Raw genomic sequence first — 13,461 nt, 5'->3', positions numbered from 1 at the left:
TGTCATAATGGCGAAATATGATGACAAACAGCTTCGCTGCTCTTTTTGTGGGAAACCGCAAGATCAAGTTAGAAGGCTTATAGCTGGGCCAAATGTATTCATCTGTGATGAATGTATAGAACTATGTCAGGAAATAATCGATGAAGAATTTATAGATGCATTTGATTATGATGTAAGAGAATTACCAAAACCAGATGAGATAAAGGAAACCCTAGATGAGTACGTGATTAAACAGGAAAGGGCAAAGAGAGCCTTAGCTGTTGCAGTATATAATCATTACAAAAGAATAAACAAGAGACCATCAAAAACTAATGATGTAGAACTACAGAAGTCCAATATAGTTATGATAGGACCTACTGGTTCTGGAAAGACTTTACTTGCTCAAACATTAGCTAAGATATTGAATGTGCCATTTGCTATAGCAGATGCTACTTCCTTAACAGAGGCAGGATATGTAGGTGAGGATGTTGAAAATATTATCTTGAAGTTAATTCAAGCAGCAGATTATGATATTGAAAGAGCTGAACAGGGTATAGTATATATTGACGAAATAGATAAAATTGCTCGTAAGACCGAAAATCCTTCTATTACTCGAGATGTTAGCGGAGAGGGAGTGCAACAAGCCCTACTCAAAATTTTAGAAGGCACTGTGGCCAATGTTCCGCCTCAAGGAGGAAGAAAGCATCCTCATCAGGAATTCATTCAAGTAGACACTAGTAATATATTGTTTATAGTTGGTGGAGCTTTTGACGGTATTGATAAGATCATTCAAAATCGAGTAGATAAAAAATCCATGGGATTTGGAGCAGACATTAAGAGTAAAGAAGATGTTCAGATAGGAGAGCTACTAAAGGAGATACAGCCAGAAGATCTTCTAAGGTATGGGCTAATACCGGAGTTTGTTGGTAGATTACCAGTAATAGTAACCCTAGAAGAGTTGGATGAAGAATCACTGGTTAAGATATTAACAGAACCTAAAAATGCCCTTGTAAAACAGTATAAAGAGCTATTTAGAATGGATGGAGTAGAGTTAGAATTTGACGAGGAAGCTTTGAGAGCTATAGCTCAAAAAGCTATAGAAAGAAAAACTGGGGCAAGAGGGCTACGTAGTATAATAGAGGAAAACTTGTTGGACATAATGTATGAAATTCCATCTCGAGATGATATTGAAAAATGTTTAATAAAAAAAGAGACCATACTAGACAACGGGGATCCAACATTGGTAATATCTGAAAGAAGCACAAAAAATAGAGCTAAAAAGGGTGACAATAAAGAATCTGCATCATAAAAATAATAAAAGCTCACAATTTCGTGAGCTTTTTTCATTCTATCTATTGTTTCCAATGATATATAAATACATATAGATAAAAGGAGTGAGGTTATGTACAAAGATCAATATATTGTGCAGAAAAAAACATTACCCCTTATACCTTTAAGAGGGATGTCTGTATTTCCTCACATGGTTATCCACTTTGATGTAGGAAGGGAAAAGTCCATCAATGCTTTAGAAGAAGCTATGGTAGACGATTCTTTAATACTACTATGCACTCAAAAGGATGCTAAGGTGGAAGAACCCACATTAGATGATTTCTACCATATTGGTACCATTACAAGGATTAAGCAAATGTTAAAATTACCTGGTGGAAGCATAAGAGTATTAGTTGAAGGAATAAGTCGGGGTAGAATTGTTGAAATAACTAAAGAAGAAGAGTATTTTGAAGTGGAGGTAGAAGAATTTACCTATGAAATGGATGATATAACTCTCGATAAAGAATTAGAAGCAATTATGAGATTAGTTATTTCCGATTTTGAAGAATATTTAACATTAAGCAATAGGCTATCTCCAGATATATTAATAACCATTACAGATATAGAGGATCCAGGCAGATTAGCTGATGTTATTGCTTCGTATATCAATTTTAAGATTGAGGATCATCAAAAGATTTTAGAAACTTTTGATTTTTATGAAAGGTTAGAAATGCTTCATAGGATTTTACAAGAGGAGATTGAATTATTAAAGATAGAGGAAAAGATCAACCAAAGGGTTAAGAAACAAATAACTAAAGTTCAAAAGGAATACTATCTAAAAGAACAGATGAGGGCTATACAAAAAGAATTAGGCGAAGAGGACGATATATTAGAAGAAATAGAAGAATATAAGACAAAAATAGACGAAATAAATATGCCTAAGGAAGTGAAAGAAAAATCACTGAAAGAAGTAGAAAGGCTAGACAAGATGTCCCCTCATTCAGCAGAGACAGCAGTTATTCGGACATATTTAGATTGGATATTGGAACTCCCTTGGGATAAGGAAACCAAGGACAAGGTAGATATCAAAAAAGCTAGAGATATTTTAAATGAGGACCATCATGGACTTACAGATGTGAAGGAAAGGATTTTAGAATTTATTGCTGTGAGAGAATTGGCTGCAAATATGAAAGGACCAATACTTTGTTTAGTAGGACCTCCTGGTGTAGGGAAAACTTCTATAGCCAAATCCATAGCTAAGTCGTTAAATAGAAACTTTGTTCGAATGTCTTTAGGAGGAGTAAGAGATGAAGCCGAGATTAGAGGTCATAGGAGGACCTATGTAGGAGCTATGCCTGGAAGGGTTATTAGTTCAATAAGAAAATCTGGGTCTAAAAATCCCGTATTTCTATTTGATGAAATAGACAAATTAGCTAGTGATTTTAGAGGGGATCCAGCTAGTGCCTTACTAGAGGTATTGGATCCAGAACAAAACAATACCTTTACTGATCACTATCTAGAAGTACCCTTTGATTTATCTAAAGTATTCTTTATCACCACGGCAAATACTGTAGCTTCTATACCAGCCCCTTTATTGGATCGAATGGAAGTTATTAGAATAAGTGGTTATACAGAAGAAGAAAAGTTAAAGATTGCAACTAACCATCTGCTGCCAAAACAGCTTAAAGAACACGGATTAAAGGAAAAAAATCTGATAGTTTCCGATGCCGCTATAAGAAAAATAATAAGAAACTATACCCGAGAGGCAGGGGTAAGGGACTTGGAAAGAAACATAGCTAATATATGCAGAAAATCTGCCAAAAGAATTGTGGAAACAAATATAAAAACTGTCAGAGTAAACAAGGGAAATCTCCATAAATATTTAGGAATTGAAAAGTATCGAATAGACCCTGGCCAACGGGAAGATCAAGTTGGCGTAGCTACTGGTTTAGCTTGGACCGCTTTTGGAGGAGAAACCTTGTCTGTTGAAGTCAACTGTATGAAAGGCACAGGCAAACTTCAGCTAACTGGACAACTAGGAGAGGTAATGAAGGAATCTGCCATGGCTGGCATTAGCTATATTCGTGCAAATTCAAAGAATTTGGGTATAAAGGATAACTTTTACAAGGAAATGGATATCCACATTCACGTGCCAGAAGGAGCCATTCCAAAGGATGGGCCATCAGCAGGGATAACTATGACTACTGCCGCTATATCTGCCCTTACCAACAAGCCTATTGACAAGGATATAGCCATGACAGGGGAAATTACCTTGAGAGGAAGGGTTTTGCCAGTAGGAGGCATTAAAGAAAAGGTATTAGCAGCCAATAGAATTGGTATAAAGAAGATATTGATACCCTTTGAGAACAAGAAGGATTTAGAGGAAATACCGGAGAAGGTGAAGAGAAGTATGGAATTTGTGTTAGTGAAGAGTATGGAGCAAGTTCTTGAACATGTTTTACTGAAAGAGGACGATGATCATGAAGATAAATAAAGCTGATCTGGAAAGGATTGCAGTAAACAAAAAACAATATCCAGATAGTAGTTTACCGGAAATAGCCTTTGCTGGAAGATCCAATGTAGGAAAGTCTTCCTTTATAAATTCTATGGTAAATAGAACTAATTTAGCTAGGACCAGTGGAAAACCAGGGAAGACTAGAACTATTAATTTTTACAATATAAATGATCAATTTAGATTTGTAGATCTACCTGGCTATGGATATGCTCAGGTATCTAAATCTGAAAAGGCGAAATGGGGACATATAATCGAAGAATATTTAAGCAGCAGGCAGAATCTACTAGAAGTGGTTTTGTTAGTAGATATAAGACATGAACCAACGGAATTGGATTTGATGATGTATAATTGGATCAAGACTTTTGGGTTTACTGGCCTTGTCATAGCTACAAAGGCAGATAAGATATCCAAGGGAAAATATCAAGCTAATATGAAAATAATAAGAAATAAGCTAGGGATAAAGGATATAAATATAATCCTTCCCTATTCCTCTACCAAGAAGATCAATAGGGAGGAAATATGGGAGAGATTAGGGAAACTATTGATGGATAATCAAAGGCAGCAACCCTAGTGGATTGCTGCCTTTTAAACATTATTCCTTTACAAACATATCCTTTGTAGCGCCACAAACTGGACATACCCAATCGTCAGGTAGTTGTTCAAAAGGAGTGCCTGGTTCTACACCATTATCTGGATCTCCTTCAGCTGGATCATAAACATAGCCACAAGGTTCGCATACATATCTGTCCATAATATAATTCTCCTTTCATTATGTAGTCAATAGAAATATTACCCACTAATTATGGGTTTTAAACTTATTTTTTAATAATCCACATAAAAAATAAATAGGTTTGTACATATAGATTAAAGGAGTTATTTGTGGGTAAAATAATTATAGTTTATAACATAATAAATATTATAAGTTAGATGGGCGTGATTCAAGTGTATTTTAGATATCAAGGTTCAGTATGTAGCGATTTGGAGGATATTAAAAATTTCATACAGGACATATTGAGTAGGCTTGAGAGTATCGTAAATGATGAAGACCTTCTATTTGATCTAAAACTAATATTAAATGAACTAGTTATTAACAGTGTCATTCATGGGAATAAATGCAAACGGGATAAATGTGTGCATCTGTATATGGAGGTGGTAAAGGATACCATTAGAATAGAAGTAAGTGATGAAGGACAAGGGATTGATTTTGATATATCATCGTATGATCCTGAGGAATTGAAATGTTGTGGAAGAGGGCTTGTATTAGTAGATGGATTATCCGATGAGGTATATATAGACAAGAATAGGGTAGAAGTTGTTAAATACATCTGTTAGAAGTAAATATAGTATGTTATTATATATATAGTCAATAAAATACTATGGCAGGGATTGATCCCTGCCATAGTATTTAGACTATCATTTTTATTAATATTATGATAAAATTAATTTTGTTAATCAGGTAATTAATTATTATATGGGAAGTGATTATTTTTTATGAATATTACAAGAGACGATCTTAGAAATATTGCTATTATTGCTCATGTAGACCATGGAAAAACCACACTAGTAGATAGTATGTTAAAACAGAGTGGAATTTTTAGGGAAAACCAGATAGTTAGAGATCGAGTTATGGATTCTAATGAAATTGAAAGGGAGCGAGGAATTACCATATTGTCAAAGAATACAGCCATCTATTATAAAGATACGAAGATAAACATAATTGACACCCCTGGCCATGCGGATTTTGGTGGAGAAGTAGAACGGGTGCTCAAAATGGTAGATGGAGTTGTGCTATTGGTAGATGCTTTTGAAGGCCCTATGCCCCAGACAAAATTTGTGCTAAAAAAAGCCTTTGAATTGGATTTGCCAGTGATAGTTTGTATAAATAAAATCGATAGACCTGAAGCAAGGCCAGATCAGGTTATAGATGAAGTCTTAGATTTGTTTATTGAATTAGGGGCAGGAGAAGAATATTTAGATTCACCTTTTGTGTTTACTTCCGCTAGGGAAGGGAATGCCACTATAGATTTAAATAAGGAAAAAGACAATATGGAGGATCTATTTGAAACTATAGTTGAATATATCCCTGCACCAAAAGGGGAAATAGATGGACCACTACAGGTGTTGATTTCCACTATAGACTATAACGATTATGTAGGTAGAATTGGTATTGGTAAAATAGAAAGAGGAAGGATTAAAGCCAATCAAGAAGCGGTAATAGTCAATGCAAATAGATCAGGTGATTTAGAAAAAATAAAAATAACAAATATATATGAATTTGAAGGGTTAAGCCGGGTAGAAGTAGAAGAATCAACAGTAGGCAGTATAATTGCAGTAACAGGGGTTGAAGGGATCCATATAGGAGATACCATCTGCCATGTAGACTATCCAGAACCATTGCCTTTTGTAAAGATATCAGAGCCTACTATCGCCATGACTTTTTCTGTAAACGATAGTCCTTTTGCAGGAAAAGAAGGCAAGTATTTAACTTCAAGACAAATAAGAAATAGGCTATTTAAGGAATTACAGACAGATGTAAGTCTAAGGGTAGAGGAAACAGACTCAACAGATGCCTTTAAAGTATCTGGAAGAGGGGAACTACACCTGTCTGTTCTTATAGAAAATATGAGAAGAGAAGGCTATGAATTTCAAGTATCTAAACCTGAGGTATTGTTTAGATATGAGGAAGGGAAAAGGCTGGAGCCTATAGAAAAGGTAACAATAGATGTATCAGAAGCATATATTGGATCAGTAATAGAAAAGTTAGGTAGAAGAAAAGGTGAATTGATTAACATGACAGAAGCTAAAGGTGGATATTCCAGGCTTATATTTTCGATTCCTGCCAGAGGACTAATTGGCTATAGGGGAGAATTTATGACCGATACCAAAGGGGAGGGAATATTGAACTCCGTATTTGATGGATATGCTCCCTACAAAGGTGATATTCCTCAAAGAGTGGAGGGTTCACTTATCTCCTTCGAAACCGGGGAAGCTACCGCCTATGGACTGTATTCAGCTCAAGACAGGGGAACTCTATTTATAACACCAGGTACTAATGTATACGAAGGCATGGTTATAGGCTCTAATCCTAAGGGAATGGATATAGAAGTAAATATATGTAGAAGAAAACATCAATCAAATGTAAGAGCATCAGGTTCCGACGAGGCCTTAAGGTTATCACCACCTAGAGTAATGTCCTTAGAGGAAGCTTTGGAATTTTTAGAAGATGATGAGCTAATCGAAATTACTCCTACTGCCTTTAGAATAAGGAAAAAGATCTTAGATACAAATAAAAGATATAAATCAAAAAAGAAAATTTGATTATATCTATTATAAAAACAAAGGTGATATTATGGATTATATAGTAACTGCATATACGTGGTTTTTTAGAAACATATTGTGGTTAAACATTATATTTGCCATACTTTTGGTATTCTTTGAGAGAAGAAATCCTACAACCACATGGTTGTGGCTTATGGTATTGACTTTTTTACCAGGTATTGGTTTTTTACTATATCTATTCATTGGTCAGGATATGAGCAAAAAGAAGATGTTTCAACAGAAAGAAGAGGAAGACAGAGGTTTTAGGGATAGAGTACTAAAACAAGGGCAAAAAATTCAGGAAGAAGAATATAAGTATTTAAATCCGAAATTTTTAGAACATGAGGATATTATTAAAATGCACATTTTAACATCAGAGGCATACTTTTCTCAGGACAATGAAGTAGAATTATATTTTTCTGGAGAAGAAAAATTCGCTGCTCTTCTTGAAAGCATTTCCAATGCAGAAAAATATATTTATATTGAATACTATATCATAAAAAGCGATGGAATAGGTACCAAGATAATAGACAAGTTAACAGAGAAGGCTAAGGAAGGAGTCGAGGTCAAGGTATTATTCGATGGGATGGGTGGAAGAAATTTAAAGAGAGGTTGCTTTGATGAATTTAAGGAGGCAGGCGGTGAAATTGCCATATTCTTTCCTCCTTTTGTACCCTTTTTTACCTTGAGGATCAACTACAGGAATCATAGAAAGATATGTATAATTGATGGAAAGGAAGCCTATGTAGGAGGATTTAACATAGGGGATGAGTATTTAGGTCTTTCTAAAAAGTTTGGATTTTGGAGGGATACCCATATTAAGATAAAAGGTACAGCCGTTGGTGGATTGCAGTGGAGGTTTTTCAAGGATTGGAGATTTGCAGCACATAAGGACAATGCCCATTGTGAAGTAGACCTGCCAAAGATCAAAACTGAAGGAAATGCAGGGATACAGATAGTGAGCAGCGGACCTGACTCTAAATGGGCTAGTGTCAAAGATGGATACTTCAAGATGATAACCAATGCTAGAGAACGAATATATATCCAAACTCCATATTTTATCCCGGATGATAGCATATTTGAAGCCCTAAGGGTTGCAGGCCTTTCCGGATTGGATGTAAAGGTTATGATACCCTGCAAACCAGACCATCCCTTTGTATATTGGGCAGGTCTATCTTATATAGGGGAACTGTTGGAAGCAGGAGTTAAATTTTATACCTATGAAAATGGCTTTTTACACAGCAAAACCTTCATAATGGATGATTTTATTACTTCCGTAGGTACTGCTAATTTGGATATTAGAAGCTTTAAGCTTAATTTTGAAGTAAATGCCTTCATATACGATGAAGGTGTAAACAAAAGGATGGTAGATCAATTCCATCTGGACCTAGATTATTGTAAAGAAATTACTATGGAAGAATACGAAAAAAGATCTAATATAGTAAAATTAAAAGAATCTATTTCACGGCTATTATCTCCAATATTATAATAAAAAAACTGCCTTGAGGAAACACTATCCTGGAGGTGGTAATGTTGAAAAACAAAATTATTTTGCTCCTACTTATGATGGCTTTGATTATGTCTACAGCTTGTATGAATAAGGAAAGCAAAAAGCCAAAGAAGGTTGAAACAAAAGAGAGAGCTCCCAAAAAATTAGTAATGGTTTTAGAAGAATTAGATCGAGTATTGAGTTCTGTAGATAAAATAGAAGAAACCTCAAAGCTGAGCCAAATGGAATTTGAATCCCTTCAAACAAAAACGGAGAAAAAAGAGGGCAAATCCAAGGAAGATAAAGATGAAAAAAAGGAAACAGAAGATAAGGTTTCTAATAAGGATATTGAACTTACGAAGCAATGGAAGGCTATGGATAGCCAAATAGATAAGATTCACAGGGATTGGAATAGCTACGAAATAGAAAGCAGGAAAAAAGGAGCGAGTACCGAGAAGGGAAAGGAGTTTAAACATAGCTTAAACTATTTGACTACAGCAGTTGAAAATAGAAAAACCTCAGAGATTGTCGATGCTACTAGTAAATCCATACTTGCTCTCGCCTATTACTTCGATTTATATAAAGACGATATCAATGGAGATCTATCCAGAATTAAGCATGTTGTTCTCCAAGCCTATCTAAACCCTGATGGTGGTAAGGAATTACTGGATAAAACGGAAGACTATGTATTAAGACTTAGACAAAAGCTAGAAAAAGATAAAGCTAAGTTAAAAGATCTAGACAAACTATCTTTATCAATAAAGGATATGGAACAATCCCTAAAGGAAAACAGTGACAAGCTACTGGGAATAAAGAAGGATATAATACTAAAGAATATAGATTCCCTAAAAGAATAGATGTGTAATCTAGAGCAAAGGGGGAACTAAAATGAAACCTGAAGCAATAAAGGATTTTTATATGATAAATGGTGAAATGAGATCAACTACAGATGTGGAGATATTTGAAAAGATAGAAAAGCCGCCTATATATGAGGTAATTAGGGTAATAGGGGGAGTTCCTTTATTTTTAGAGGATCATTTAAGTCGAATGGCTGAATCTGCTCATATTGTAAACTATGAGATCGAAAGAAAACCTGAAGACATAGAGGCAGATATGAAAAGCTTGATCATTAAAAATAGGATTCACAACTTAAATATAAAGCTACTATGTACTGATGTAGAAGGAATGGGGCAGGTGTTTTTAGTCTATTTTATTGACAGTTTTTATCCACCGGAAAAATATTACAAAAGTGGAATTCATACTATATTACTCCATTACGAAAGAAAAAATCCTAACGCCAAAGTATTGATAAATTCTTTTAAGGAGGAAGTGGCTAGGACATTAGAGGAAAAAGAGGCTTTTGAGGCATTACTAGTGAATAGGGAAGGTTATATACCAGAAGGAAGCAGATCTAATATCTTCTTTGTTAAAGGAGAAAAAGTATATACAGCTCCGAAAGGAGATGTATTATTAGGGATTACTAGGAAACATATAGTAGATATATGTGAAAAATTGGGCATAAAAATTATTGAAGAAAACATTCACGTGGATGATTTAGAGAAGTTAGATGGGGCATTTATGTCAGGAACTTCGGTAAATGTGCTTCCTATAACCAGTGTAGACCATATAGAACTTGGTTCAGTTAACAACAAAATCATTAAGAAAATAAATAATACCTATGTAAATAGGATGAGGAATTATATCAATGCTAAAAATCTGGAATGGAAGGAAAAATAGGATATTCTCTTAGAAGGTCGTGGGACTATATGAATATAAAGAAGGCAAATCGTATATTTTTATTATCGGTAACCCTTATTACCTTTACCATTATCCTTAAGGGTTATGGAGATTTTAGTAAACTAATGGGACAAACAAATATTAGGTATTTAGAAATGGCAATGATGATGATGGTGATAGATTGGCTATTTGATGGCTTTATTTTAAATATCATAACTGAAACTGTCCATGGCAATATTAGTTATTTTAGGTCTTTAAGGATTACCATTATTGGCCAATATTATAATGCTATAACCCCTTTTTCAACAGGAGGGCAGCCGGTACAGGTATATTTGATGAGTAAGGATAATATTTCCGTTACTAAAGGTTCTACCATATTGTTTAATAAATTTATTATCTACCAGATGGCTGTAACATTTTACTCTTTAACTATGTTGGTATCTAAAATTGGATTTATTTTAAACGATGCCAAGGCAGCAATACCTTTTATAGCTATTGGTTTTCTAGTCAATTTAGTAATTCTAGTAGGAATAATTCTTTTATTTTATAAACCCCAATGGATCAGACCAATTATAGTATATTGTTATAAAGGATTATATAAAATCAAGATTATAAAAGATTTAAATAAACATATAGATAAATTGGACACAACTATGGAGGAATATGAACAGAGCCTGTCAAAGATAAAGGAAAATAGAGCAACAAGTATTAAATTATTTTTGCTAACATTAATCCAATTAACTTGTTATTTTAGCATAACTTATTTTGTATATATGGCATTAGGATTGGAAGGGGCTAGCTTTTTAGATATTATAGCAGTTCAATCTTTAGTCTATATGGCTGCTTCCTATATTCCTACTCCAGGAACAGCTGGAGCTTCAGAAGGGGGCTATTATATATTGTTTAAGCCTCTATTTACAAAGAATTTTATTGGCTATGCTCTCCTACTATGGAGATCCATAAGCTATTATTTTAGATTGATAATTACTGGACTAGTGGCTTTGATAGATACGATTATAAGAAATAGAAAAGCTGTAGTTTAAATTAAAACCTTGTAACTAAAAAAAGTTACAAGGTTTTATTAAATTTTATATTGACATATAAGCAATATGAGTGTACTATATAATTAATACACCAAAACATTAGGTCGATGGAGGTGAAGATATGGAGTTTAACGACAATTTTCCTATATACATTCAAATAATGGATTTAATAAAGGGTAACATAGTTTCAGGGGAAATCAATGGAGGTGATAAATTGCCATCGGTAAGAGAATTATCTAAAGAATTAAAGGTAAATCCCAATACCGTCCAAAGGACTTATCAGGAATTAGAAAGAGAAAATATAGTTTTCACTCAAAGAGGAATGGGTACCTTTGTAACAGATGATAAACAGATGATTAAGAATCTAAAGAAAAGGATGGCTACAGATGTAGTAAACAACTTTTTGATAGAGATGAAAAAGCTAGGCTTTAATGCTAGTGAAATAATGGATGTTATTTCCGAATGGATAGATAAGGAGGAGATAGAATGAAACCTATCGTTGAAATAAGAAATCTCACTAAGAATTATTTTAATAAAAGAGCTTTAGATGATTTAAATCTAAATATAGAATCAGGTAAAGTAGTAGGAATACTTGGGCCAAATGGCAGTGGAAAGACTACCTTGATCAAAATATTAACGGGATTGTTAAGACAATCCAAGGGGGAAGTTCTTATAGATGGGCGACAGGTAGGAGTATATACTAAATCAATAGTATCATATTTACCTGATAGGAACTTTTTGTATAGTTGGATGAGTATACAGGATGCTTGTGAATTCTATAAGGATTTTTATTCAGATTTTGATGACAACAGATTTGAACAGTTATTAGATTTTATGAAACTAGAAAAGTCTATGAAAATTACATCCCTTTCCAAAGGAATGCATGAGAAATTAAATCTATCCTTGGTACTATCTAGGGATGCAAAGCTATTCATACTGGATGAACCTATAGCTGGTGTAGATCCAGTTGCTAGGGATCAGATTTTAGATGCGATTATAAATAACTATAATGATAAAAGTTCAATGTTAATAACCACCCATTTAGTAAGGGATATGGAAAATCTATTTGATGATGTAGTGTTTCTTAAAGATGGAGAAATAGTACTTGAAGGTAGTGCTGAGGTCCTACGGGAAGAGAAAGGTAAACAAATAGATGATATCTACAAAGAAATATTTGGAGAATAGGGGGGAAAAAGATGAGTAGATATATAAAATATGAAATGAAAGGTTCTTATAAGTTTATATTAGGAGTATTGGCTTTAGTATTAATACTTACAACTGGAATATATGGCTATATAGCCAATACTAAAGAGGGATCAGCCTTAGGAGCAACATTTATGGGACTGTCCACCTTAGTTATATTTGGTACATTGCTTACTACATTCTTATATATAGTAGGTTCCTTTAGAAAGGAATTGTATGAAGATAGAGGGTATTTGACTTTTACTTTACCTTTGACAGGAAATCAAATACTAGGATCTAAACTAATAGTAGCAATAATATGGTTTGCAGTATTAGGAGCTGTAATAGGCTTATACAATATTTTGATGGCTTATAGTTTTAGCCCTATAAAACCAGATATATCAGATATAGTAGCATTCATAAGGAGTATACCTACTAGAAATATCATTACATTTATACTAATTATGCTTATAAGCGGTGTTAGTACATTGATATTAATATACTTCTCCATGGCCCTCAGCAGGGTTACTTTTAGGAATAAAAAAATTGGTGGCTTTTGGTTTGTAATATTCTTGGTATTAAGTGCATTGATAGCCCTTGGTCAGGTGAAAGTCATTCAAGCATTGCCATATTATTTAGATTTAAATACCTTTAGGATTATATCTCAGGATATGCTAAGTTATGATTTGAACATTGAAATTAATAATGCAGGCCTAATGGCAAGTGGAGATCTGGGGAATACTATATTAAACATTCCAGGATTTATTTACAGTATAGCAATAGCGGTACTACTCTTCTTGGGAACTGGACATATAATAGAAAATAAAATAGATCTATAAAATATAGAATCTCCTAAAAAGGAGATTCTATATTTTATAGTATTCCATTCTGAATTGAAACCCTTTGTTTATGCTTAGGGTGGCAAATAA

The 13,461-nt window shown here is 33.9% G+C and carries 13 protein-coding genes; 12 read left to right on the top strand and 1 reads right to left on the bottom strand.

Translation table 11 applies throughout. The features are described from left to right. The first annotated feature begins 7 nt into the window (after positions 1-7). The 3 genes from clpX to yihA all read left to right on the top strand — a co-directional run bounded on the left by clpX (position 8) and on the right by yihA (position 4,334). A complete protein-coding gene (gene clpX, locus C3E88_RS05485) occupies positions 8-1,288 on the top strand; it encodes an ATP-dependent Clp protease ATP-binding subunit ClpX (protein ID WP_236909164.1) in 1,281 nt (426 codons plus the stop codon). Between the two features lie 93 nt (positions 1,289-1,381). After that, positions 1,382-3,742 (top strand): endopeptidase La, encoded by a 2,361-nt coding sequence (lon, locus tag C3E88_RS05480; protein WP_236909163.1) that lies wholly within the window; start codon positions 1,382-1,384, stop codon positions 3,740-3,742. Beyond that, positions 3,729-4,334, top strand: coding sequence for a ribosome biogenesis GTP-binding protein YihA/YsxC (yihA, locus tag C3E88_RS05475; RefSeq protein ID WP_236909162.1), 606 nt, complete (start codon positions 3,729-3,731; stop codon positions 4,332-4,334). Before lon ends, yihA begins: the two co-directional genes overlap by 14 nt. Positions 4,335-4,355: 21 nt before the next feature. Here the strand turns inward: yihA and rd are convergent, their stop codons facing one another. Then, complete coding sequence (gene rd / locus C3E88_RS05470) at positions 4,356-4,514, bottom strand: rubredoxin (protein WP_236909161.1); 159 nt, start codon at positions 4,512-4,514, stop codon at positions 4,356-4,358. A 176-nt stretch (positions 4,515-4,690) separates the two neighbouring features. On the opposite strand from rd, the gene C3E88_RS05465 reads away from it, so the two are divergent. From C3E88_RS05465 to C3E88_RS05425, 9 genes are all read left to right on the top strand, one after another. Further along, entirely contained in the window at positions 4,691-5,095 is a 405-nt protein-coding gene (locus C3E88_RS05465) for an ATP-binding protein (RefSeq protein ID WP_236909160.1), read from the top strand. Between the two features lie 159 nt (positions 5,096-5,254). Further along, positions 5,255-7,081, top strand: a complete 1,827-nt coding sequence (gene typA / locus C3E88_RS05460) for a translational GTPase TypA (protein WP_236909159.1) — start codon at positions 5,255-5,257, stop codon at positions 7,079-7,081. 31 nt (positions 7,082-7,112) lie between these two features. Then, entirely contained in the window at positions 7,113-8,570 is a 1,458-nt protein-coding gene (gene cls / locus C3E88_RS05455; RefSeq protein ID WP_236909158.1) for a cardiolipin synthase, read from the top strand. A 44-nt stretch (positions 8,571-8,614) separates the two neighbouring features. Continuing rightward, positions 8,615-9,427, top strand: coding sequence for a hypothetical protein (locus C3E88_RS05450; RefSeq protein WP_236909157.1), 813 nt, complete (start codon positions 8,615-8,617; stop codon positions 9,425-9,427). A 31-nt stretch (positions 9,428-9,458) separates the two neighbouring features. Further along, entirely contained in the window at positions 9,459-10,307 is an 849-nt protein-coding gene (locus tag C3E88_RS05445) for an aminotransferase class IV (RefSeq protein WP_236909156.1), read from the top strand. A gap of 29 nt (positions 10,308-10,336) precedes the next feature. Beyond that, a complete protein-coding gene (locus C3E88_RS05440) occupies positions 10,337-11,350 on the top strand; it encodes a lysylphosphatidylglycerol synthase transmembrane domain-containing protein (protein WP_236909155.1) in 1,014 nt (337 codons plus the stop codon). 121 nt (positions 11,351-11,471) lie between these two features. Continuing rightward, the gene (locus C3E88_RS05435; protein WP_236909154.1) at positions 11,472-11,840 is read left to right on the top strand and encodes a GntR family transcriptional regulator; all 369 of its coding nucleotides are present in this window, start codon (positions 11,472-11,474) and stop codon (positions 11,838-11,840) included. Next, a complete protein-coding gene (locus tag C3E88_RS05430) occupies positions 11,837-12,535 on the top strand; it encodes an ABC transporter ATP-binding protein (RefSeq protein ID WP_236909153.1) in 699 nt (232 codons plus the stop codon). Before C3E88_RS05435 ends, C3E88_RS05430 begins: the two co-directional genes overlap by 4 nt. Before the next feature lie 11 nt (positions 12,536-12,546). Beyond that, the gene (locus tag C3E88_RS05425) at positions 12,547-13,371 is read left to right on the top strand and encodes a hypothetical protein (RefSeq protein ID WP_236909152.1); all 825 of its coding nucleotides are present in this window, start codon (positions 12,547-12,549) and stop codon (positions 13,369-13,371) included. The last annotated feature ends 90 nt before the right edge of the window (positions 13,372-13,461 follow it).

This window comes from Clostridium sp. Cult3, from assembly GCF_021655115.1.
GTDB lineage: Bacteria > Bacillota > Clostridia > Tissierellales > Tepidimicrobiaceae > PPXY01.
The sequence above is the reverse complement of the archived record's forward strand: the minus strand, read 5'-3'. Positions and strand labels throughout refer to the sequence as shown.

Bases quoted from the DNA above. Each gene is read 5' to 3' on its own strand.
- C3E88_RS05465 (WP_236909160.1), top strand. From the start codon at position 4,691: ATGGGCGTGATTCAAGTGTATTTTAGATATCAAGGTTCAGTATGTAGC.
- rd (WP_236909161.1), bottom strand. From the start codon at position 4,514: ATGGACAGATATGTATGCGAACCTTGTGGCTATGTTTATGATCCAGCT.
- C3E88_RS05425 (WP_236909152.1), top strand. From the start codon at position 12,547: ATGAGTAGATATATAAAATATGAAATGAAAGGTTCTTATAAGTTTATA.
- C3E88_RS05440 (WP_236909155.1), top strand. From the start codon at position 10,337: ATGAATATAAAGAAGGCAAATCGTATATTTTTATTATCGGTAACCCTT.
- C3E88_RS05435 (WP_236909154.1), top strand. From the start codon at position 11,472: ATGGAGTTTAACGACAATTTTCCTATATACATTCAAATAATGGATTTA.
- typA (WP_236909159.1), top strand. From the start codon at position 5,255: ATGAATATTACAAGAGACGATCTTAGAAATATTGCTATTATTGCTCAT.
- C3E88_RS05445 (WP_236909156.1), top strand. From the start codon at position 9,459: ATGAAACCTGAAGCAATAAAGGATTTTTATATGATAAATGGTGAAATG.
- lon (WP_236909163.1), top strand. From the start codon at position 1,382: ATGTACAAAGATCAATATATTGTGCAGAAAAAAACATTACCCCTTATA.
- C3E88_RS05430 (WP_236909153.1), top strand. From the start codon at position 11,837: ATGAAACCTATCGTTGAAATAAGAAATCTCACTAAGAATTATTTTAAT.
- clpX (WP_236909164.1), top strand. From the start codon at position 8: ATGGCGAAATATGATGACAAACAGCTTCGCTGCTCTTTTTGTGGGAAA.
- yihA (WP_236909162.1), top strand. From the start codon at position 3,729: ATGAAGATAAATAAAGCTGATCTGGAAAGGATTGCAGTAAACAAAAAA.
- cls (WP_236909158.1), top strand. From the start codon at position 7,113: ATGGATTATATAGTAACTGCATATACGTGGTTTTTTAGAAACATATTG.